The following is a 21,802-nucleotide window of genomic DNA, read 5'->3' as shown; positions in this document are numbered from 1 at the left end:
GCCTGGTGCTGTGTGGGCAGCCGTCCCGCCCGTCTGCGGACAGGCGTTCCGCAGGGCGGAACGGGTGGGCACAGACGGCCACCGGGCCGCACCCGACAACGAAACCCCAGAGCAAGGAGCACCGATGTCGCCCTGGTCCCAGACCCTGACCCTGACCCGAGTCCAGATGGCCTACGCCCGCATCGAGGCCGTCGACCGCCCCGAGATCTGGATCGACCTGCGCCCGCAGGCAGAGGTCGAGGCCGAGGCCCGAGCAATCGACGCCCGCCTGGCCACAGGCAAACAACTCCCCCTGGCGGGCAGCCTGTTCGCAGCGAAGGGCAACATCGACGTAGCGGGCCTGCCCACAACCGCCGGCTGCCCTTCCTACGCGTACCAGCCGAAGGCAGACGCCCCGGCGGTCGCCCGCCTCCGCGCGGCAGGCGCGATCGTCCTCGGCACCACGAACCTGGACCAGTTCGCCACCGGCCTCGTCGGCACCCGCTCCCCCCACGGCGCCGTGCGCAACGCCATCGACCCGCACAGAATCAGCGGCGGCTCCAGCTCGGGCTCGGCCGTAGCGGTAGCGCTCGGCATCGTGGACTTCGCGCTGGGCACGGACACCGCGGGCAGCGGACGCGTTCCGGCCGCATTCAACGGCATCGTCGGCCTGAAGCCCACCCGAGGCCTCGTCCCCACCGACGGCGTGGTCCCGGCCTGCGCCTCCCTCGACTGCGTAACGGTCTTCGCCCGCACCCTCCCGGAGGCAGAACAGGCTCTCACCCACATGATCTCCCCACCCGCCCGGGAACTCCCCGCGCTCCCGCAGCGCACACCGGGCCCGTGGCGCGTGGCCGTCCCGCCCAGGGAGCAGCTCGGCGAGCTGGACAAGGGCTGGGCAGAGGCGTACGAGGCAGCCGTGACCCAGCTGAGCGCATCAGGTGCGGAGTTGCGCACCATCGACCTCACCCCCTTCACGGAAGCCGCCGCGATGCTCTACGAGGGAGCCTTCGTGGCGGAGCGCTACACGGCCGTAGGGAGCTTTGTCGACAAATTGCTCTCCGAGGGCGGCGACGGCCTGGACCCGACGGTCGCCGGAATCATCACCCGCGCCCGGGACATCCCGGCCCACCAGCTCTTCGCCGACCAGGAGCGCCTGGCGTCCCTGCGCCTCCGCGCGCTGGAGTCACTCGGCGACGCGGACGCCCTGCTCCTGCCGACCGCGCCGGGACACCCGACCCTCGCCGAGGTCGCCGCCGATCCCCTGGGCACGAACGCCCGGCTCGGCCGCTTCACCAACTCCACGAACCTCTTCGACCTGGCCGCCGTGGCCGTCCCGGCGGGCCAGGTGGCGGGGCTCCCCTTCGGCGTCATGCTGATCGGCCCGGCCTTCACCGAGGAACGCCTCGCCCGGATCGCCCGCCCTCTTGAGGTGCCTCCGGTCCGGCTGGCCGTGGTGGGCGCACACCTGTCGGACCAGCCCCTGAACGGCCAACTCCTCGCGCTGGGAGCCCAGTTGGAACGTACGACCAGGACCGCACCCGTCTACCGGCTGCACGCCCTGGCCACCGACCCGCCCAAGCCGGGCCTGGTCCACGTGGACGCGGACGGGGCCGCGATCGAGGCCGAGGTGTGGCGGCTGCCCGCCGAGGGGCTCGGCCGCCTCACCGCCGCGCTCCCCCGCCCGATGGCGCTGGGCCGGGTCACGCTGGCCGACGGCAGCGACGTACCCGGATTCCTGTGCGAGCCGAGCGCGCTCGACGATGCGCGGGACATCACGGAGTACGGGGGCTGGCGCGCCTACCTGGACTCCCTCACCGGCTGATACGGGAACTGATCGCGCCGGGTCAGCCGACCGACGAGTACGCGACGACCCCACGCAGCAGCCCGTCCACGGCCTTCCGCGCGTTCTTCGCCACGGTCGACCCCTTGCCCGTCCCGGAGACCGGCGCCGCCGCCGATATCTGGCCGAGCACGTCGATGACCTGCTTGCACCACCGTACGAAGTCACCGGCGGGCATGTCGGCCTCGCGGAGCACCTCGTCGAGGCCCTTGCCGGAGGCCCACTCGTACGCCGCCCAGGCGAAGCCCAGGTCGGGTTCGCGCTGGCCGACGCCCTCGGTCTGACTGATCCGGAAATCCTCCTCCAGGGCGTCGAGGCGACCCCAGATGCGGACCATCTCGCCGAGCGCGGCCTTGGCCTTGCCGGACGGCAGCTTCGGCGCCAGCGCGTCGTCGCCGACTCGCGCCTCGTACACCAATGCCGAGACGCACCCGGCCAGTTCGGCCGGTCCGAGGCCTTCCCAGACCCCGGCGCGCAGGCACTCGCTGGCGAGCAGGTCCAGCTCTCCGTAGAGCCGGGCGAGCCGCTTGCCGTGCTCGGTGACCTCGTCACCGCGCAGATAGTCGAGCTCGGTCAGGAGCGCGACGATCCGGTCGAAGGTACGGGCGATGGTGTTCGTCCGCCCCTCGATGCGCCGCTCCAGCTGCGAGGTGTCGCGCAGCAGCCGGTGGTAGCGCTCGGCCCAACGGGCGTGGTCCTCACGGTCGTTGCACCCATGACAGGGGTGGGCGCGCAGCGCCGTGCGCAGCCGGGCGATCTCGCGGTCGTCGGCGGCCTCGGCCCGCCTCTTGCGGTGCCGGTCGGGCACGATGTGCCCGGCCTTGGTGCGCAGCGCGGAGGCCAGATCACGGCGGGACTGCGGCGAGCGCGGGTTGAACGACTTCGGGATGCGCATCCGCTCCAGCGCCTCGACGGGCACCGGGAAGTCGATCGACGCGAGCCGCTTGACCTGGCGCTCGGCGGTGAGGACCAGCGGCCGCGGCCCGTCGTGGTGCTCGAAACCGCGGTGGCCGTTGGACCGCCCGGCGGGCAGCCCTGGGTCCAGCACCAGCGCAAGCCCCGCGAACTTGCCGGTCGGCACGTGGATCACATCGCCGGGCTTGAGCTTCTCCAGCGCCACGGCCGCTTCCGCACGCCGCTGCGCCGCCCCCTGCTTGGCCAGCTCCGTCTCGCGGTCCTTGAGTTCGCGACGCAGTCGCGCGTACTCCTCGAAGTCCCCCAAGTGGCAGGTCATGGAGGCCTTGTAGCCCTCAAGTCCCTCTTCGTTGCGCTGCACCTGGCGGGAGATCCCGACGACCGACTTGTCGGCCTGGAACTGCGCGAACGACGTCTCCAGCAGCTCGCGCGAGCGGTGCCGGCCGAACTGCTCGACGAGGTTGACCGCCATGTTGTACGACGGCTTGAAGCTGGAGCGCAGCGGGTACGTGCGCGTGCCCGCCAGGCCCGCGAGGTGCTCCGGGCTCATGCCGCGCTGCCACAGCACCACGGCGTGGCCCTCGACATCGATGCCACGGCGCCCTGCACGGCCGGTCAGCTGGGTGTACTCGCCGGGGGTGATGTCGGCGTGCTGCTCGCCGTTCCACTTGACGAGCTTCTCCAACACCACCGAGCGGGCGGGCATGTTGATGCCGAGCGCGAGGGTCTCGGTGGCGAACACGGCCTTGACCAGACCGCGTACGAACAGCTCCTCGACGACCTCCTTGAAGGTCGGCAGCATGCCCGCGTGGTGGGCCGCGATGCCGCGCTCGAGACCTTCGAGCCACTCGTAGTAGCCCAGGACGTGGAGATCCTCGGCCGGTATGGAGGCCGTACGCCCTTCGACGAGCGCGCGGACCTTGTGGCGCGCCTCGTCGTCGTTCAGCCTGAGGCCCGCGTACATACACTGCTGGACGGCGGCCTCGCAGGCCGCGCGGCTGAAGATGAACGTGATGGCGGGCAGCAGCCCCTCGGCGTCGAGCCGCTCGATGACCTCGGGCCGCCCCGGCGTCCACACGCGCGATCTCTGCCGCCGCTCACGCTCGCGGTCGGCCTCGCGCATGTTGCGGCCCCGTCTGCGGTCCTGGTACGAGGGGCGGGTCGCCTCCATGCGTGCCAGACGTGTGAGGTCGGGGTTGACGGCCTTCTTGTGGCCCTCACCCTCCTCGAAGAGGTCGTAGATGCGGCGTCCGGCCAGCACGTGCTGGAACAGCGGCACGGGACGGTGCTCGGAGACGATCACCTCGGTGTCGCCGCGGACGGTGTCGAGCCAGTCGCCGAACTCCTCCGCGTTCGACACCGTCGCCGACAGCGACACCAGCGTCACCGACTCGGGGAGGTGGATGATCACTTCCTCCCAGACGGCGCCACGGAAGCGGTCAGAGAGGTAGTGCACCTCGTCCATGACCACATAACCGAGTCCGAGGAGCGTCTGCGAGCCCGCGTACAGCATGTTGCGCAGGACCTCGGTGGTCATGACGACCACCGGTGCGTCGGAGTTGACGCTGTTGTCACCGGTGAGCAGGCCGACCTTCTCGGCGCCGTAACGACGGGCCAGATCGGTGTACTTCTGGTTCGACAGCGCCTTGATGGGCGTGGTGTAGAAGCACTTCTTGCCCTGCTGGAGGGCGAGGTGGACGGCGAACTCGCCCACGATCGTCTTGCCCGAGCCGGTGGGCGCGGCCACCAGCACACCCTTGCCCGCCTCGAGTGCCTGGCAGGCCTCGATCTGGAAGGGATCGAGGCCGAAGTCGTACATCTCGCGGAAGCCCGCGAGCGCGGTGGCCTGCTCGACAGCGCGCTGCCGCGCTGCCGCGTACCGCTCGGCCGGTGAGAGATCCTCTGTCATCGTGCTTTCGAGCGTACCGGGAGCCACTGACAACAGGACGATCAATATCCGGATCGTTGGGTTCGTTGTCGGCTGCAGCGCCGTCGTGGCTGATCGCGCAGTTCCCCGCGCCCCTAAAGGGGCGCGTCCCCGAAGCCCTCAGCCACCACGTGCCCGCAACTTGCCCACCGGCGGGAGGGGGCGTGGGCCGGTGCGTCGTATGCCCGTCGCGTAGGTTCGGTCTCAGGCCACCCGCACCGTGTACCACCACCGGGCCGTATGCCCACCCTGCGACGGGCTGACGCACCGGCCCACGGCCCCGACCCACCCACGAACCCAGGGGCGCGGGGAACTGCGCGACAAGCCACAACGAACCCGCACCCGACAACGACCCCTCAGGTCACATCGTCATAACCGTTAACGCGATCCCGATCGCGTTCCCCGGCGGAGTCGGCCTGCGCCGGCAACGCCCGACTAGCCGACACAGGCTCGATCTCACCGACGTCCTCAGGCGTGAGGTCGAGCTCGGACGCCTCGTCATCGCCAGGACCCGCGGCCTCACGACGAGCCCTACGGCGGTCGTTGATCAGAGAGAAGGCGATCGCCGCAAAGTACAGGACCCAGATGGGAGCGGCGAGCGCGATCATCGTCAGCGGGTCCGTGCTGGGCGTGGCGATCGCGGCGAACAGCGTGATGCCCATGATCATGCCGCGCCACCAGCCGGCCATGCGCTTGCCGGAGATCGCCCCGGTGATGTTGAGCATCACCAGGAGCAGCGGCAGCTCGAAGGAGAGACCGAAGACAAGCACCATGCGCGTGACGAGGTCCAGCAGATCGTCCAGCGGCAGCAGGTTGTCGATGTCGGACGGCGTGAACTCGATCAGAACCTTCGCGGTGGTCGGCAGGACCATGTACGCAAAGAAGGCGCCGCCGAGGAAGAGCGGGACTCCCGTGCCGACGAACGCGTAGGCGTACTTCTTCTCGCCCTTGTGCAGTCCGGGCGCGACGAACGCCCAGAGCTGGTAGAGCCAGATCGGCGAGGCGAGGACGACGCCCGCCATCAGGGACACCTTCAGCGCCAGGGTGAAGGGCGTGATCAGACCGTTGATGGTGATCCGCGCGCAGGGGTTGCTGTCCTCGGACGCCCTCGCCAGCTGCTCGAAGGATTCCGCGCAGCCGACCTCTTTGAGCATCGGCTCGGTGAAGAAGTTGATGATGTCGTTGTAGAAGAAGGCGGCGACGACCGTGACGAGGACGATGGCCAGCATCGCCTTCGCGAGCCGGTTGCGGAGCTCACGAAGGTGCTCCGCGAGGGGCATCCGCCCCTCCGGATCCTTCTCTTCCTTCTTGCGGGCAGACTTGAGCAACCCACGTTCCCATCTCGTGCAGCGGGCCGGAGATCACCGGCCCTGCGTCAGCGCTTCGTCGTGTCCGTCGGCTCGGTGACCGGACGGGAGCTGGTCACATCGCCGGGCGCGGCCTGGATGGTGCGCTGAGCCGGGGGCTGCTGGTCGTCGTGCGGCGGACCGGCCGGAGTGGCGCTGTCGTCCTTGCCCTCCGTCTTCATCGCCTTGGCCTCGCTCTTGAGGATGCGAGCAGACTTGCCCAGGGAGCGGGCCATGTCCGGAAGCTTCTTCGCGCCGAACAGCAGGATGATGACGACGAGGATGAGAATGATCTCGGGAGCTCCGAGCCTTCCGAACATAAGTCTTTACCTTCTCACCGAGGCGACGTGGGCGGGGTGCCGTCCGACCCGTCGGACGTCTGTCCGAGGGTCGTGCTGACAGCGATCGTAACGCTCAGGGGTGAACGCGAGGCAATCCCTGTGCGTACTCCCGGTTTGCGGCCCGCGCCTCGTTCTCCGGGCCGCGTCCAGCAGCGTACCTGCCGATACTGCGAAGTTGACAGGTCAGAGTGACTCAAAGCGCCCGTCCGCGGCGACTCACAGCACGTCCGCAGAGCGTGCCGCGGCCGCGGAGGCCCGTTCCAGATCCTCGGCGGCGTGGTTGATCCGCCGAGCGGAATCGGCGACTTGCCTGCTCAGGCGCTCCGCCTCCAGGAAGACCCGGACGGCGAGCACGCCGAGAACGGCGATTCCCAGAAAACTCACAGCGATCGCGAGCATCGGCCAGAACATGCGCCGAGCCTAGACGGTGGAGTGCAGCCGCAGGGTCCGCACCCCTCCGCCGGTAAGGAGTTCGACGATCCGCTCGCCGGCCGGCTTGCGCACCGCCGCGCCGCATTCCGGGCAGGTGAAGGAGTAGAAAGTGGTCCGAGGTGTGGCGCCGATCGCCAGCCGCAGCGCGTTCGCGGGGAGTTCGAGCCGGGCGCGGCAGTCGGGGCAGGCGGCCTTGAACACCACGGGATCCACTCTCGTCATGCCCGAGAACGCGGACGTCACGGACATTCCCTGGGTGCCAGACATCGCCGACCTGCTCACAGCCCTTGCTCCTGCCTGCCGTACAGCCCGTCCTGAACTCCGTGCGCTCCCTCGTGCGCACTCGCCTCCCCCACTCTCGGCTCTGCTCGAGCGGGGGGACCCCCATCATCGGCCGGTGCGTCGTACGCCGCGAGCGCCTCACGCGCCGCCTTCTGGGCGCTGTCCGCGACCTCCCGCGGCGACACGATCCGGCCGTCCCGCCCGAGCCGCAGCGCAAGGCGCCGCAGCGAGCCGGGATCGGAGGCACGCAAGGTGATACGCAGACCGCCGTCGGGAAGTTCATCGGCGCTGTCGTGCGGGTAGTACTCGGCAACCCAGCGCCCGCCAGGACCGACCTCGACGACCACCTCAGGATCCTCGGCGGCGGGCTGCACCAGCCCCTCGGACAGGTCTCGCAGCTCGATCTCGGGCGGCGCGGACGGCTCGTCCAGGATGCGGATCTCCGCGACCCGGTCCAGCCGGAAGGTGCGCCGCGCCTCGGAGCGGCGGCACCAGGCCTCCACGTAGGTGTGGCCGACGCTGACCAGGCGGATCGGGTCGATCTCGCGCTCGGTGAGTTCGTCGCGCCCGGGCGAGTAGTAGCGGATCCACAGCCGGCGCCGCTCGGAGATCGCCCGGTCGACGTCCGCGAAGACCCCGCCCTCGGACTCGAACGTGACCGAAAGCCGGGCACTGGCGCCCGCGGCCTCGCCCGATGCGGCCTCCACCTTGGCGGTGGCCCGCAGCAGCGCCTGCCGGTCGCCCTCACGCAGTCCGGGCAGGGTCGCCACGGCCCGGGCGGCCACCAGCAGCGCGGTCGCCTCGTCGGCAGCCATCCGCAGCGGCTCGGCCGCCTCCGCGCCGAGGGCGCCCGGATTGCGCCACCAGATCCGTTCGCCGTCGGTGTCGATGTCCAGCAGATCGCCGCCGCGGAAGCTGGTCCCGCACAGCGGCAGCACGTCGAGGTCGGAGATCAACTCGTCCTCGGTGATCCCGAAGGCCCGGGCGACATCGCCGACCCGGGCGCCGGGACGCTCCCGCAGATACGTCACCAGGGACAGCATCCGCCGGGTCTGGTCGATGGCGCTCACGGTCCTGACCGGTTTTCCCACCACTTTCTTACGCCCCCTCAGCCCTTGGCCACGGCGCGCAGCCGGTCCACGACATCGGCCCGCAGCTCGGCGGGCTCCAGGACCACCACATCGGGCCCGAACTCGACGAGCCAGGCGTCAAGGCCGTGCCCGTACGGGATCTCCAACTCGTCCCAGCCGTCGCCCAGTTCCCGTACGGAGACGGCCTTGGCGCGCAGTGGGTAGCCCGCGCCCGTACGCAGCCGGATCAGCGCGGAGCGGTCGGCGGTCTCTCCGGCCCAGCTCGCGACGGTCTCACGCACGGTGACGACGTCGGGCACCTCGGCCGTGAACTTCCCGCTCCGGGTACGGACCTTGCCGGTGATCCGCGACAGCCGGAAGACGCGCTCGGCGCCCCGGTCACGGTCCCAGCCGGCCAGGTACCAGTGGCCGCGCCAGCATTCCAGCGCCCAAGGCTCGACGATGCGGGGCTCGGGGTGGGCGGCGGTGGCCTTGCGGTAGTCGAAGGCGACGGGGCGGCGGTCGCGGCAGGCCAGCATCAGCGGTTCGAAGGCCGCCTCGTGCACGGGGATGTGCGGTTCCAGGGCGCCATGGGTCTCGTACGGGTCGACGTCCTCGGGCAGTCCGGCCGCGCGCAGCTTCTGCAGGGCGCCGCTCGCCGCACCCGCGAGGCGGGCCTGCTGCCAAACCTTGGCGACCAGGCCCAGGGCGGCGGCCTCCTCGGCGTCGAGCGCGATGGGCGGCAGGCGGTTGCTGTCGCGGCGGGCCAGATAGCCGATCTCGCCGTCGAGGCTCTCCACCGTCTCGATGACCAGGCCGAGCTCCCGCAGATCGTCCTTGTCGCGCTCGAACATCCGGTTGAAGGAGTCGTCCGAACCGGCTGCACCACTTCCCGGCCTGAAGGCCTCGACGTAAGCCTCGATGGAATCGCGCAACTCGCGCTTGCTGAGCGGCCGCCGCGTCCCGAGCAGACACAGCGCCAGGTTCATCAGCCGCTCGGCCTTGGCAATGGCCATCGACGCCCTTCCCTATGATGCTTCCGATCGATGACCGTACCGCTCCGGAGTGTCGTGGCAAAAGCCGAGGGCCCATGCCCGGACAGGCATGGGCCCCAGGTGATCGGGTCCGGTCGGACCACGATCACACGGCGTACGAGGACCGGGCGGCGAGCCGATCGCGGCCGGACCTCGCGCAGATCAGACGGCGACCAGGTCGCAGACGAAGATCAGCGCCTCGCCGGGCGCGATACGGCCGCCGCCGGCACCGCGGTCGCCGTACGCGAGGTGGGAGGGGATGGTCAGCTGACGGCGGCCACCGACCTTCATGCCCTGTACGCCCTGGTCCCAGCCGGAGATGACCTGGCCGACACCGAGCTGGAACTCCAGCGGCATACCGCGGTTCCAGGAGGCGTCGAACTCCTCGCCGGTGGAGAAGGCCACGCCCACGTAGTGGACCTTGACGAAGTCACCGGCCTTCGCGACCGGGCCCTCGCCCTCCCAGATTTCCTTGATCTCGAGGTCCGCCGGGGGCTCGCCGCCCGGGAAGTCGACCTCGGGCTTGTCGATGCTCACTTCATTACTCCTTGTTACGCGGCCTGTGTCCCGGACGGTGTCATCGGCACCGTGGTCAGACCGTTCCGAGAATATCCACGACGAAGACCAGCGTGTTCTTCGCCAGTTCACTGCTGGGGGTGGCGCCGTAGCCGAGCGAGGGCGGGATCACCAGCAGGACGCGGTCGCCCACGTTCTTGCCGACGAGCCCCTGGTCCCAGCCCTTCACCACGGATCCGTTGCCGATCTGGAAGCCGATGGCACCTCCATGGTCCCAGGAGGAGTCGAACTTCTTGCCGTCCTCCCACTTGACCCCGGTGTACTGGGCGATGAGCCCCTGACCGGCCTCGACCTTGTCACCACTGCCCTTGATCAGCACCTGCTGTTCGAGGCCCTTGGGAGCCTTGGCGCCCTTGGGAACGGTGATGGTCGCCGCCTTCTGCGAGGGAGCCTTCACCTCGGGCAGGCCGGCCTTGGTGGCGGCCTGCTCGCCCTTGACCTCCGCCTTGGAGGCGACGGAGGCGGTACCGACCGTGTCGATCACCCAGACCAGGACGTCCTTCGGAGAGATGCCCGCCGAAGTGTTCAGCGTGTCGCCGAACAGGTCACCGGCCGTGCCCTGCACCAGGACCCGGCTGCCCTGCTTCTTGCCCTTGACGGCGTCCAGCACCTTCGCGGGCATCTGCTGACTCTGCTGGCCGATCCGCTCCACGGCCTGCCTACGGGGCGTCCCGCCCTCCGCGGCCCAGGTACTGCCGAGTTCCTGGCCGCCCTCCCACTTCTCGACCGTCCAGTCGAGGCGCACGAAGTCGGAGTTCTTGATCTTGGCGCCGTCGCCCGTCGAGAGGGCCTTGGTCACCGTGGTGGCCGACGGCTTCGCGTCCTTGGGGACGGAGATCTCGGGCTTCTCCCCGAACTTCCCCTCGACTTGGGCGACACCGCTCGTCGTGTCATCACCGCTGTCGTCGTCCGATCCGCACGCGGCGGTGAACAGCAGGGCGGGCACGGCCAGCAGCGCGACGGCACGGCGCTTCACGTTGTAGATCATCAGTCCAACTGGGGGATCGGGGCCAGGGCAATGGCCGCCACTCTACGGCGTGGGCGCGGCCGTGTACGGATTGCCGCCACACACGCCTACCCCGCCTGCCAGGGCGCCGGCGCCTGAGCCGCGGTTCCCGGCAGCTCAGGCGCGGGGACACCAGGAAACGCCCGATGCCCGGAGGCAGTACTGCCTCCGGGCATCGGGCGTTTCCTGCCGACGTTTCCTGCCGACGCGGCGCCTGCTCACATTCCGGCGATGAGCTTCTCCACCCGGTCGTCCACGGAACGGAACGGGTCCTTGCACAACACCGTGCGCTGTGCCTGGTCGTTCAGCTTGAGATGGACCCAGTCGACGGTGAAGTCGCGACGCTGTTCCTGCGCCCGCCGGATGAAGTCACCGCGCAACCGGGCCCGAGTGGTCTGCGGCGGCACGGACTTGCCCTCGAAGATCCGCAAGTCGTTGCAGATCCGGGCGGCTTGCCCCTTCTTCTCCAGCAGGTAGTACAGACCCCGGCGACGGTGAATGTCGTGGTAGGCGAGGTCTATCTGCGCGACGCGCGGATGCGACATCGTCATGTTGTGCTTGGCGCGGTACCGCTCCAGAAGCTTGTACTTCATGACCCAGTCGATCTCGGTACCGATCCGGTCGAGGTCCTCGGCCTCGATCGCGTCCAGCGTGCGGCCCCACAGTTCCAGGACCTGCTCGACGGTGCCGGTGCGGATGCCGCGGCGCTCGCAGAAGTCCACGGCCTTCTCGTAGTACTCGCGCTGCACTTCCAGGGCCGAGGCCTCGCGGCCGCTGGCCAGGCGCACCTTGCGGCGGCCCGTGATGTCGTGGCTGACCTCGCGGATGGCCCGGATCGGGTTCTCCAGGGTCAGGTCGCGCATCACCGTGCCCGCCTCGATCATGCGCAGCACCAGGTCGGTGGCGCCGACCTTGAGCAGCATGGTCGTCTCGGACATGTTCGAGTCACCGACGATGACGTGCAGCCTGCGGTAGCGCTCCGCGTCCGCGTGCGGCTCGTCCCGGGTGTTGATGATCGGCCGGGAGCGGGTCGTCGCCGAGGAGACGCCCTCCCAGATGTGCTCGGCCCGCTGACTGACGCAGTACACCGCGCCCCGCGGGGTCTGCAGCACCTTGCCGGCACCGCAGAGAAGCTGCCTCGTGACGAGGAACGGAATGAGGATGTCCGCGAGCCGGGAGAACTCCCCGTGGCGGGCCACCAGATAGTTCTCGTGGCAGCCGTACGAGTTGCCCGCCGAGTCGGTGTTGTTCTTGAAGAGGTAGACGTCGCCCGCGATTCCTTCCTCGTGCAGGCGTCGTTCGGCGTCTACCAGGAGTCCTTCCAGAATGCGCTCGCCGGCCTTGTCGTGGGTGACAAGTTCTGTCACGTTGTCACATTCCGGTGTGGCGTACTCCGGATGTGACCCCACGTCGAGATAGAGGCGGGCGCCGTTTCGCAGAAAGACATTGCTGCTGCGGCCCCATGACACGACACGGCGGAAGAGGTACCGCGCCACCTCGTCGGGAGACAGGCGCCGCTGTCCCCTGAACGTACACGTGACGCCGTACTCGTTCTCCAGCCCGAAAATGCGGCGGTCCATGACTGAACATTACGCCTGATGCCCGGTGCTGAAACGGGGTTCGGCTGCACCGTTTCGATCATTTTCCGATGCGGCTTCAACCACCGCACCGCTGCCCGTAGCTGCGAGGACCCGCCCCGTGGCCAGCAGAACAAGCAGCGCGGCGGCCCCCGCGACCCCCGGCAGAGCGAAGCCCCACACCGCTCCGCCCCACTCGACGACCGGGCCCGCGATACCCGTTCCGACCGACGCACCCACCGTGAACGTCGTCACAAGCCAGGAGAACGCCTCGGTGACGGTGCCCCTCGGCGCATGCCCGTCGACGAGGACGAACGCACAGGCGATACAGGGCGCGAGGAAGACTCCGGCAAGCACGGTGAGCGCCGTCATGGCCACCACGCCGGGCATGAGCGTCAGCGGCACGTAGAACACCGCCAGGAGCGCCACGAGCACACGCAGTCGCCGCTCCGGCGCACCACTCCACTGCCGCGCCCCGTACGCCGTACCGCCGACGAGCGCACCGAGCCCGATGGCCGCCATCAGCCAGCCGTACGTCGCGTCCCCGCCGTTGTCGTCCGCGTACGACAGACCCGCGACCGTGATGGAACCCAGCGCGATACCGACGAAGAGGAACGCGCCCAGCAGGGCGAGCAGCCCGGGCGAACGCAGCGCCCCGAGCCAGTGCGCCTCGCGCGGCGCCGAACGCCACGCGCGCGAGGGCCGCGAGACCACCACGGACAGCGCACCCAGGACGCCTATGACGTTCAGCACCAGCAGCGCGGCCTGCGCGGACCACAACGACACGCACAGCGTGACGAGCAACGGCCCGACGGTGAACATCACCTCCTGCGCGACGGCATCCATCGCGTACGCCGTGTGCACCTGGTCCTCCCTGCGCAGGACAGCGGGCCACAACGCCCGCAGACCGCCCTCCAGAGGCGGCGTGAAGAACCCGGCGACCACCATCAGGACGTACGCGAGCGGGAGCGCCTCCGTGCCCGTGAAGGCGAAGACGGCCATACCGAGGGCGGAGACGAGCGCGGCGGGCAGTTGCACACGCGGCTGCCCGTAGAGATCCACCAGACGGCCCAGCACCGGCTGTCCCACGGCATTCGACACCCCGTACGCCGCGGCGAGCGCACCGGCCAGGCTGTAGGTGCCGCCCTCCGCGCGGATGAACAGCACGACGGCGATCGCGGCGGTGGCGCTCGGCAGCCGCCCCACGAGGGTGCCGACCAGCAGTCGTGCGGCGTGTCTCGTCCTGAGGATCTCCAGGTAACGCGCGGCCATGCCATGCCCTTCTTGTAGCCCGAAGCAGCTGAGGTTTTACGTATAACTTCCTCGGTCATACGTACCATGTGCCCAGTCCGCGAGTCCAGCAAGAAAGAGCAGGCCGACGGTGGCACGAAGCAGCACGCGCCCCACGAGCCGTGACGTCGCCCAGGCCGCCGGGGTGTCACAGGCCGCCGTCTCACTCGTACTGGGCGACAAATGGCGCGGACGCGTCTCCGAGGCCACGGCGGAACGAGTACGCCAGGCAGCGCGGGAACTCGGCTACCGGCCGAACCTCGCCGCCCGCAATCTGCGCCTCGGCCGCACCCGGACAGCCCTCCTGGTCGTACCCGCACTGACCAACGAGTTCTTCGCAGCCGTCTACGAAGGCGCAGCCCGCGTCGCCGCGAAACACGGCTTCGGCGTCGTCCTCTACCCCTCACCCGAAGGCATCGGCCCCGCCCCGGACCCGTTCCCCTCCGCCCGCGCCGCCCTCGACGGCGTCATCGCCTCCTCGATGGCCTCCGACGCCCTCACCACAATCCGGGGCGACGACCTCCCCCTCGTCATGCTGGACAGCGACCCGGCGAACAGCCTGGGCGCCGCAACCGTCAACCTCGACATCACAGACGGCATGCGCCAGGTCACCGAACACCTGCTGACACTGGGACACCGCCGGTTCCTGCACCTCGCCGCGGACATCGACTCATGGACCTTCGACGTCCGCGCCCGGGAACTCGCCGCCCGCGTCGGACAAAGCACGGACACCGAGGTACGCACGGCGAAAGCACCGATCACCATCCAAGGTGCCCTCGCAGCGGCCGAGGACGCACTCAACGGCCCCGGCCCCCGGCCGACCGCCCTCATCTGCGACGACGACAAACTCGCCGTCGGCGCCTACAAAGCCGCCCGCCGCCTGGGCCTGCGCATCCCCGACGACATCTCCGTCACCGGTTTCGACGACCTGGCCCTCGCCACGGCGATCGAACCAGAACTCACCACCGTCCGCCTCGACGCCGGCCTCTTCGGCGAGCGCGGCATGGCAGCCCTCCTCGCCGTCCTGGAGGGCGACACACCACCGGAGGGCGACATCCCCGTAGAACTGGTCGTACGGGGCTCCACAGCGCCACCACGCCCCTCCTGAACGTCCTGCGCCCCGGTCCGCCTCCTCGAGGCGGACCGGGGCGCAGGACGTTCAGAGCGGGACTACTTCTCGTCAGACCCGTCCGACCCATCGGACTCGTCCGACCCATCGGACTCGGCAGCCTGCGCGGACCCGTCCCCACTGCCCCCCGCCAACAGACGGGACAACTGGCCGCCCACAATCCGCTTGAACTTGCGCTGCTGCGGACGCGTACGATCCAGAACCGCCACCTCCAGGCGCTCCGCGGGGATCTCCCGCTCACTGCCATTGGTGTCGCGGGACAGAGCCTGAACAGCCAGCTTGAGCGCCTCAGCCAGCGTCATGCCCTCCCGGTGACGCTGATCGAGATAAGTGCTGATCTGCTCTGCATTGCCGCCGACCGCGACCGAACCGTGCTCATCCACGATCGACCCGTCATGCGGCAGCCGATAGATCTGGTCACCGTCGGGCGTCTCCCCGACCTCGGCAACCACAAGCTCCACCTCATACGGCTTCTCAGCCGCGCTGGAGAAGATCGTGCCGAGCGTCTGGGCATAGACATTCGCAAGACCGCGGGCGGTCACATCATCACGGTCGTAGGTATAGCCCCGCAGGTCGGCATAGCGGACACCGCCGATCCGGAGGTTCTCGTACTCGTTGTACTTGCCGGCGGCCGCAAAGCCGATCCGGTCATAGATCTCGCTGAACTTGTGCAGCGCACGGGACGGGTTCTCGCCGACGAAGACAATGCCGTCGGCATACTGCAGCACGACCAGGCTGCGGCCACGGGCGATGCCCTTGCGCGCATACTCCGCCCGGTCGGCCATGGCCTGCTGGGGTGAGACATAGAACGGCGTCGACACCGGCTATCCGTCCCTTTCTGTCGAAGTCACTGGATCACCTGAAAAAGAGGGGCCTGGAAGGGCCGTAGTCAGAGCAGCGCGGCCCGCGGGCCGTCGGGCTGCTCCAGGCGCCGCTCCAGAATCGAGCGGGCAATCTCGGAGGACTCCTCATCGGTGAGCCGACGGAACCCCTCATCGGTGATCACGGTGACGAGCGGGTAGATCCGGCGGGCGACATCGGGGCCACCGGTCGCCGAGTCGTCGTCAGCCGCGTCGTACAACGCCTGCACAACGAGCGTCGTCGCCTGCTCCTCGGTCATGTCCTCGCTGTACAGCTTCTTCATGGCCCCACGCGCAAAGACCGAACCGGAACCCGTGGCAGCGAAGCCGTGCTCCTCCGAGCGGCCACCCGTGACGTCGTACGAGAAGATACGGCCCTTCCCGCGGTCCACATCGAACCCCGCGAAGATCGGCACCACGGCCAGGCCCTGCATGGCCATGCCGAGATTGGACCGAATCATCGTCGACAGACGATTCGCCTTGCCCTCCAGGGACAGCTGAGCACCCTCCACCTTCTCGAAGTGCTCCAGCTCCAACTGGAAGAGCTTCACCATCTCGACAGCCAGACCCGCCGTACCGGCGATCCCCACCGCCGAGTACTCATCCGCCGGAAACACCTTCTCGATGTCCCGCTGCGCGATGACATTGCCCATGGTGGCCCGCCGGTCACCGGCGAGCACGACGCCACCGGGGAACGTCGTGGCCACGATCGTGGTGCCGTGCGGCGCCTCGATCACTCCCTTGACGGGGGGCAACTGCCGGTTCCCCGGCAGCACTTCGGGCTGGTGCGCGGACAAAAAGTCCACGAAGGACGACGACCCAGGCGTCAGGAAGGCAGCCGGTAGACGCCCGGTGCTACGAGTGTTGGCTTCCACGCGTTTCCTTCCAGGTAGTCGGCAGCTCGGTTGATCGCTTCGGGGTCATCCCTCAACAGGCCGAGGCCGGAATTGCAGTTGAAGCACAGTACGCCACGGACCCTACCCGTCTTGTGGCAGTGATCCACATGAACGGCCGGAGCCTTTAGACAGATCGCGCAGAGCCCCATCTGGGAGGCGATCAACTCGTCGCGCTCGGCTTCGGTCATGCCGTACTTACGCAACAGGTGCCGTGCAGGCGCGACGGCCGCTTTGCAAGCCTTGCAGCGGCTGGCCATGCCACCGCCCTTCCGATGCCACTCCCTGAGCGGCTTCGCTTCGCCGCACCCACGGCAACGCTTATGCCCTGCGGGGCGAAGGCTGCGCGCGGCCTGTACTCACCGCACCGCACGCAACGCTTCACGGCCTCTTCGCTCGACATCCCGAGGACCCCCCGTCACCTTCGATTCGAAGGTTACTCGCCGCCTTTCTGAACGAAACTACGAACGAAGTCCTCCGCATTCTCCTCGAGGACATCGTCAATCTCGTCCAGGACGGAGTCCACGTCGTCGCTCAGCTTCTCCTGGCGTTCCTTGAGGTCTTCCGATGCCTGCGCGTCCTGCGCAGTCTCCTCGACCTCCTCGGTGGAACGCGTTGCCTTCTGCTGTCCGCCGCCGGTGTCCTTGGTCGCCATAACCCTCACCCCGCTCGGTTCGACGTTCTTGATCAGACCCTACAAGCAGGGTCCGACATCGGCCCCGCAGTTGCTACAACGTCCGGGCACCACCTTCATGATTCCCGGACGCTGTCTTTTTCCACCCTGCCCGGCCCGTTCCGCTGGTGGGGCCGGCCTGGCCCGTTCAGCCGCCTGACAGGACCCTGACCAGGTCTTCTGCGGTTCGGCAGCGGTCCAGGAGCTCCTTGACGTGATTACGCGTTCCGCGAAGCGGCTCGAGGGTTGGTACACGCTGGAGGGAGTCCCTGCCGGGCAGGTCGAAGATGACCGAGTCCCAGGAGGCCGCGGCGACGTCGTCGGCGTACTGCTCGAGGCAGCGTCCGCGGAAGTAGGCGCGGGTGTCCTCCGGGGGCTTCGTTCGAGCCCGTTCCACGTCCGCGTCGTCGAGGAGGCGCTTCATCTTGCCGCGTACCGCGAGGCGGTTGTAGAGGCCTTTTTCGGGGCGTACGTCGGCGTACTGGAGGTCGACGAGGTGGAGTCGTGCCGCGTCCCAGTCGAGGTTGTCGCGGCGTCGGTAGCCTTCCATGAGTTCGCGTTTGGCGACCCAGTCGAGTTCGCCTGCGAGGCTCATGGGGTCGCTTTCGAGGCGGCCGAGGACGTCTTCCCAGCGGGTGAGTACGTCCTTGGTCTGTTCGTCCGCGTCGGAGCCGTACCGCTCTTCGACGTATTTGCGTGCGAGTTCGTAGTACTCCATCTGGAGCTGGACTGCGGTGAGTGTCCGTCCGCTGCGGAGGGTGATCAGGCGTTTGAGGCCGGGGTCGTGGGAGACCTGGTGCAGGGTGCGTACCGGCTGGTCCACGGCGAGGTCGACGGCGATGAAGCCGTCCTCGATCATGGACAGGACCAAGGCGGTCGTGCCCAGCTTCAGGTATGTGGAGATCTCCGACAGGTTCGCGTCGCCGATGATCACGTGGAGCCTGCGGTATTTCTCGGCGTCTGCGTGTGGTTCGTCGCGTGTGTTGATGATGGGGCGCTTGAGTGTGGTTTCCAGGCCTACCTCGACTTCGAAGTAGTCGGCGCGCTGGCTGAGCTGGAAGCCGTGTTCGTGGCCGTCCTGGCCGATGCCGACGCGGCCGGCGCCGGTGACGACCTGGCGGGACACGAAGAAGGGTGTGAGGTGCCGCACGATGTCTGAGAAGGGGGTTTCCCGCTTCATCAGGTAGTTCTCGTGGGTGCCGTAGGAGGCGCCTTTGTTGTCGGTGTTGTTTTTGTAGAGGTGGATCGGCTGGGCGCCGGGGAGCTGGGCTGCGCGTTCGGCGGCTTCCGCCATGATGCGCTCGCCGGCTTTGTCCCACAGGACGGCGTCTCGTGGGTTGGTGACTTCTGGTGCGCTGTATTCCGGGTGTGCGTGGTCTACGTACAGTCGTGCCCCGTTGGTGAGGATGACGTTGGCGAGGCCGATGTCCTCGTCGGTGAGCTGGCTGGCGTCGGCGGCCTCGCGGGCGAGGTCGAAGCCTCGTGCGTCCCGCAGCGGGTTCTCCTCCTCGAAGTCCCACCGGGCGCGGCGCGCCCGGTGCATCGCCGCCGCGTAGGCGTTGACGATCTGGGACGAGGTGAGCATGGCATTGGCGTTGGGGTGGCCGGGTACGGAGATTCCGTACTCGGTTTCGATGCCCATTACTCGCCGTACGGTCATGCGGCCCTCCTTGCCCGGCGGCGCCCTCGGTCGGGGGCGCAGCTCAAGTACCGCTGGTTCTCCGGTGCGTGTGCGGTGCCCGTCCCCGCACTGCGCGACTCGGCGGTATGGAAGAGCCTAGAACGCCTTTGCGCTGGTGGGGAGATCATTTGCGTCATTGCTCCGCTCCGGCTTTGCCCTGAAAAACAGTCGACTGCGGGTACCCAGTGTGGGCACCCGCAGCCGCCCTGTCTTTTACAGGTACTGACCGGTGTTCGCCACCGTGTCGATGGAGCGTCCGGTGTCTGCGCCCTGCTTTCCGGTGATGAGGGTGCGGATGTAGACGATCCGTTCGCCCTTCTTTCCGGAGATGCGGGCCCAGTCGTCCGGGTTGGTGGTGTTCGGCAGGTCTTCGTTCTCCTTGAATTCGTCTACGCAGGCCTGGAGCAGGTGGGAGACCCTGAGGCCCTTCTGGTTGTGCTCGAGGAAGTCCTTGATGGCCATCTTCTTGGCGCGGCCGACGATGTTTTCGATCATGGCGCCGGAGTTGAAGTCCTTGAAGTAGAGGACTTCCTTGTCGCCGTTGGCGTAGGTGACCTCGAGGAAGCGGTTTTCCTCGGACTCGGCGTACATCTGTTCCACGGCGGTTTGGATCATGCCCTGGACGGTGGACTTCTTGTCGCCTCCGTGCTCGGCGACGTCGTCGGCGTGCAGCGGGAGGCGTTCCTTGAGGTATTTCCCGAAGATGTCCTTGGCGGCCTCGGCGTCCGGGCGCTCGATCTTGATCTTCACATCGAGTCGTCCGGGGCGCAGGATGGCGGGGTCGATCATGTCCTCGCGGTTGGAGGCGCCGATGACGACCACGTTCTGCAGGCCTTCCACGCCGTCGATCTCGGCGAGCAGCTGCGGGACGATGGTGTTCTCCACGTCCGAGCTGACGCCGGAGCCTCGGGTGCGGAACAGGGATTCCATCTCGTCGAAGAAGACGATGACGGGTGTGCCTTCGCTGGCTTTCTCGCGTGCGCGCTGGAAGACGAGGCGGATCTGCCGCTCGGTCTCGCCGACGTACTTGTTGAGAAGCTCGGGGCCCTTGATGTTGAGGAAGAAGCTCTTGCCTGCGGCTTGGCCGGTGACTTCGGCGACCTTTTTGGCCAGCGAGTTGGCGACGGCCTTGGCGATGAGTGTCTTGCCGCATCCGGGGGGCCCGTAGAGCAGCACGCCCTTGGGTGGCCGCAGTTCGTGTTCCCTGAAGAGGTCGGGGTAGAGGTAGGGGAGCTCGACGGCGTCGCGGATCATTTCGATCTGGCCGCCCAGACCGCCGATCTGTTCGTAGCCGATGTCCGGGACCTCTTCGAGGACGAGTTCCTCGACCTCGCTCTTGGGAACGACCTCGTAGACGTAGCCGGAGCGGGGTTCGAGCAGGAGGGCGTCGCCGGGGCGGATGGTGACGTCCATCAGGGGCTCGGCGAGGCGTACCACCCGTTCCTCGTCGGTGTGCCCGAGTACCAGGGCGCGCTCGCCGTCCTCGAGGATCTCCTTGAGGGTGACGATGTCCCCGACCCGCTCGTACTCCATGGCTTCGACCACGTTGAGCGCTTCGTTGAGCATCACTTCCTGGCCGCGCCTGAGCTCTTCGAGGTCGACGCTGGGGCTGACGTTCACCCGGAGCTTGCGTCCGCCGGTGAAGATGTCGGCCGTGCCGTCCTCGTTCGCCAAGAGGAAGACGCCGAAGCCGGCCGGCGGCTGTGCGAGCCGGTCGACTTCTTCCTTGAGGGCCACGATCTGGTCGCGGGCCTCGCGGAGTGTGTTGGCGAGCCGCTCGTTCTGCGCGGACACGCCGGCCAGGTTGGTCTGCAGCTCGACGATCCGCTCTTCGAGAATCCTCGTGTGTCGCGGAGAGTCGGCGAGCTTGCGTCGCAGGACGGCGATCTCCTGCTCAAGATAGGCAATCTGCCCGGCGGGGTCGTCGGACCCTCGTCCCGGGCGGATGCCGCGGTTCATGTCGTCGTCGTGGGCTGCCACGGTCCTCACCTCCTCCAAGGGGAGCTGGACGCTTCCAGACCCTACCTGGGTGGGTGTCGATTGAAACCCCTAGATCACAAAGACTGTCGGGGTGTGTCCGATCTTCACCCTTGCGCTCTCCCTCACGCCAGGGAAATACCCACCGAACATGATTGGGAAGCGGGCGCAGGTAGGGTCGAAGTGTTCAACACCCGTCAGAGCTGCGCCGACTTACGTTTTATTCCGGTTCGCTCGGCACAGGAAACGGCAGGAGTCATGAGCGTTCAGCAAGAGGCCGGCGTCGGCGGCGAGGACCTGGAGGTCTGGATTGATCAGGACCTCTGCACCGGCGACGGCATCTGCGCCCAGTATGCACCTGAGGTCTTCGAGCTCGACATCGACGGTCTGGCCTATGTGAAGGGCTCCGGGGAGGAGTTGTTGCAGGCTCCGGGTGCCACGACGCCCGTTCCTCTGACGCTTCTGCGTGATGTCGCCGACTCCGCGAAGGAGTGTCCGGGCGAGTGCATCCATGTGCGTCGAGTTTCGGACAAGGCGGAGGTGTACGGCCCGGACGCGGAGTAGTTCGATGGTCACGTCAAGTCACTTTGCGTTCCGGGCCGTTCCGCTTTGTCTGTTTGGTCACACGCTCTGGGCGCCAGGGGGGACAGAACGGACGAATGTGCCGTTTTTCCACTGCCACTTGGCGCGTTCGTCCACGTCGGGGCAGCAACGCGGGACGTCGGGCGAGGAGTAGCCGAGCAGGGTGGCGGTGACGGATGCGTCACGTACGGCGAAGTCTGTGACGGTGATGCGGTCTTTCGGGTCGACCAGGGTGGCCACGATGCGGGGTTCGGTGGCGTCGGCGGCTTCCTGCTGCGCGCCATCGGCGACCACGGCATGCTGCACAGCTACGAACGCCGCGAGGACTTCGCCGAGATCGCCCAGGCGAACGTGGAGCGCTACTTCGGCGGCCCGCACCCCGCCTGGCA

Annotated in this window: 20 protein-coding genes and 2 pseudogenes; 4 read left to right on the top strand and 18 right to left on the bottom strand. The window is 68.1% G+C overall.

The genetic code is table 11. The features are described from left to right. The first annotated feature begins 124 nt into the window (after positions 1-124). Entirely contained in the window at positions 125-1,804 is a 1,680-nt protein-coding gene (gene atzF, locus G5C60_RS21620) for an allophanate hydrolase (RefSeq protein WP_165261746.1), read from the top strand. A gap of 22 nt (positions 1,805-1,826) precedes the next feature. Here atzF and G5C60_RS21615 read toward each other — a convergent pair whose 3' ends face one another. The 11 genes from G5C60_RS21615 to G5C60_RS21565 form a co-directional block, all read right to left on the bottom strand. After that, positions 1,827-4,691, bottom strand: a complete 2,865-nt coding sequence (locus G5C60_RS21615; RefSeq protein ID WP_165261744.1) for a DEAD/DEAH box helicase — start codon at positions 4,689-4,691, stop codon at positions 1,827-1,829. Between the two features lie 329 nt (positions 4,692-5,020). Further along, positions 5,021-5,992: a twin-arginine translocase subunit TatC gene (gene tatC / locus G5C60_RS21610; protein WP_165261742.1), complete on the bottom strand. Its 972-nt coding sequence runs from the start codon at positions 5,990-5,992 to the stop codon at positions 5,021-5,023. 47 nt (positions 5,993-6,039) lie between these two features. Then, positions 6,040-6,330 (bottom strand): Sec-independent protein translocase subunit TatA, encoded by a 291-nt coding sequence (gene tatA, locus G5C60_RS21605; protein ID WP_165261740.1) that lies wholly within the window; start codon positions 6,328-6,330, stop codon positions 6,040-6,042. 237 nt (positions 6,331-6,567) lie between these two features. Beyond that, positions 6,568-6,762, bottom strand: a complete 195-nt coding sequence (locus G5C60_RS21600; protein ID WP_165261738.1) for a hypothetical protein — start codon at positions 6,760-6,762, stop codon at positions 6,568-6,570. A gap of 9 nt (positions 6,763-6,771) precedes the next feature. After that, a complete protein-coding gene (locus G5C60_RS21595) occupies positions 6,772-7,050 on the bottom strand; it encodes a hypothetical protein (RefSeq protein WP_165261736.1) in 279 nt (92 codons plus the stop codon). Between the two features lie 11 nt (positions 7,051-7,061). Continuing rightward, a complete protein-coding gene (locus G5C60_RS21590) occupies positions 7,062-8,159 on the bottom strand; it encodes a WYL domain-containing protein (RefSeq protein ID WP_165261734.1) in 1,098 nt (365 codons plus the stop codon). Positions 8,160-8,173: 14 nt separating this feature from the next. Next, positions 8,174-9,151, bottom strand: a complete 978-nt coding sequence (locus G5C60_RS21585) for a helix-turn-helix transcriptional regulator (RefSeq protein ID WP_165261732.1) — start codon at positions 9,149-9,151, stop codon at positions 8,174-8,176. A gap of 180 nt (positions 9,152-9,331) precedes the next feature. After that, positions 9,332-9,706 carry an FKBP-type peptidyl-prolyl cis-trans isomerase gene (locus tag G5C60_RS21580; RefSeq protein ID WP_165261730.1) on the bottom strand — a complete coding sequence of 125 codons (375 nt, stop codon included), beginning with the start codon at positions 9,704-9,706 and terminating at the stop codon, positions 9,332-9,334. A 55-nt stretch (positions 9,707-9,761) separates the two neighbouring features. Beyond that, the gene (locus G5C60_RS21575; RefSeq protein WP_165261728.1) at positions 9,762-10,733 is read right to left on the bottom strand and encodes an FKBP-type peptidyl-prolyl cis-trans isomerase; all 972 of its coding nucleotides are present in this window, start codon (positions 10,731-10,733) and stop codon (positions 9,762-9,764) included. 236 nt (positions 10,734-10,969) lie between these two features. After that, entirely contained in the window at positions 10,970-12,331 is a 1,362-nt protein-coding gene (pafA, locus tag G5C60_RS21570; protein ID WP_165261726.1) for a Pup--protein ligase, read from the bottom strand. Positions 12,332-12,340: 9 nt separating this feature from the next. After that, positions 12,341-13,600 (bottom strand): MFS transporter, encoded by a 1,260-nt coding sequence (locus G5C60_RS21565; RefSeq protein ID WP_165261724.1) that lies wholly within the window; start codon positions 13,598-13,600, stop codon positions 12,341-12,343. 109 nt (positions 13,601-13,709) lie between these two features. Between G5C60_RS21565 and G5C60_RS21560 the strand changes: the two genes are divergently transcribed. Next, a complete protein-coding gene (locus G5C60_RS21560; protein WP_165261722.1) occupies positions 13,710-14,726 on the top strand; it encodes a substrate-binding domain-containing protein in 1,017 nt (338 codons plus the stop codon). A gap of 62 nt (positions 14,727-14,788) precedes the next feature. Here the strand turns inward: G5C60_RS21560 and prcA are convergent, their stop codons facing one another. From prcA to arc, 6 genes are all read right to left on the bottom strand, one after another. Next, the gene (gene prcA, locus G5C60_RS21555; RefSeq protein WP_165261720.1) at positions 14,789-15,568 is read right to left on the bottom strand and encodes a proteasome subunit alpha; all 780 of its coding nucleotides are present in this window, start codon (positions 15,566-15,568) and stop codon (positions 14,789-14,791) included. A 68-nt stretch (positions 15,569-15,636) separates the two neighbouring features. Further along, the gene (gene prcB, locus G5C60_RS21550; RefSeq protein WP_165261718.1) at positions 15,637-16,482 is read right to left on the bottom strand and encodes a proteasome subunit beta; all 846 of its coding nucleotides are present in this window, start codon (positions 16,480-16,482) and stop codon (positions 15,637-15,639) included. After that, a complete protein-coding gene (locus tag G5C60_RS21545; protein ID WP_165261716.1) occupies positions 16,434-16,760 on the bottom strand; it encodes an endonuclease domain-containing protein in 327 nt (108 codons plus the stop codon). The genes prcB and G5C60_RS21545 overlap by 49 nt, the downstream gene beginning before the upstream one ends. A 176-nt stretch (positions 16,761-16,936) precedes the next feature. Then, complete coding sequence (locus tag G5C60_RS21540; protein ID WP_033323361.1) at positions 16,937-17,155, bottom strand: ubiquitin-like protein Pup; 219 nt, start codon at positions 17,153-17,155, stop codon at positions 16,937-16,939. A gap of 166 nt (positions 17,156-17,321) precedes the next feature. Next, positions 17,322-18,833 (bottom strand): depupylase/deamidase Dop, encoded by a 1,512-nt coding sequence (gene dop, locus G5C60_RS21535; RefSeq protein WP_338145886.1) that lies wholly within the window; start codon positions 18,831-18,833, stop codon positions 17,322-17,324. A gap of 234 nt (positions 18,834-19,067) precedes the next feature. Further along, on the bottom strand, positions 19,068-20,834 hold the full coding sequence (arc, locus tag G5C60_RS21530) for a proteasome ATPase (RefSeq protein ID WP_165261714.1): 1,767 nt from the start codon (positions 20,832-20,834) through the stop codon (positions 19,068-19,070). Between the two features lie 255 nt (positions 20,835-21,089). On the opposite strand from arc, the gene G5C60_RS21520 reads away from it, so the two are divergent. After that, the gene (locus G5C60_RS21520; protein WP_165261785.1) at positions 21,090-21,395 is read left to right on the top strand and encodes a ferredoxin; all 306 of its coding nucleotides are present in this window, start codon (positions 21,090-21,092) and stop codon (positions 21,393-21,395) included. A 57-nt stretch (positions 21,396-21,452) separates the two neighbouring features. Here G5C60_RS21520 and G5C60_RS21515 read toward each other — a convergent pair. Next, a pseudogene (locus G5C60_RS21515) lies at positions 21,453-21,680 on the bottom strand (hypothetical protein); the annotation flags it as partial. Here G5C60_RS21515 and G5C60_RS21510 point away from each other — a divergent pair. Then, a pseudogene (locus G5C60_RS21510) lies at positions 21,675-21,802 on the top strand (tRNA (adenine-N1)-methyltransferase); the annotation flags it as partial. The pseudogenes G5C60_RS21515 and G5C60_RS21510 overlap by 6 nt on opposite strands.

This window comes from Streptomyces scabichelini, from assembly GCF_011045015.1.
Taxonomy (GTDB): domain Bacteria; phylum Actinomycetota; class Actinomycetes; order Streptomycetales; family Streptomycetaceae; genus Streptomyces; species Streptomyces scabichelini.
Note: the sequence above shows the minus strand (reverse complement) of the source record. Positions and strands in the feature narration are given on the sequence as shown.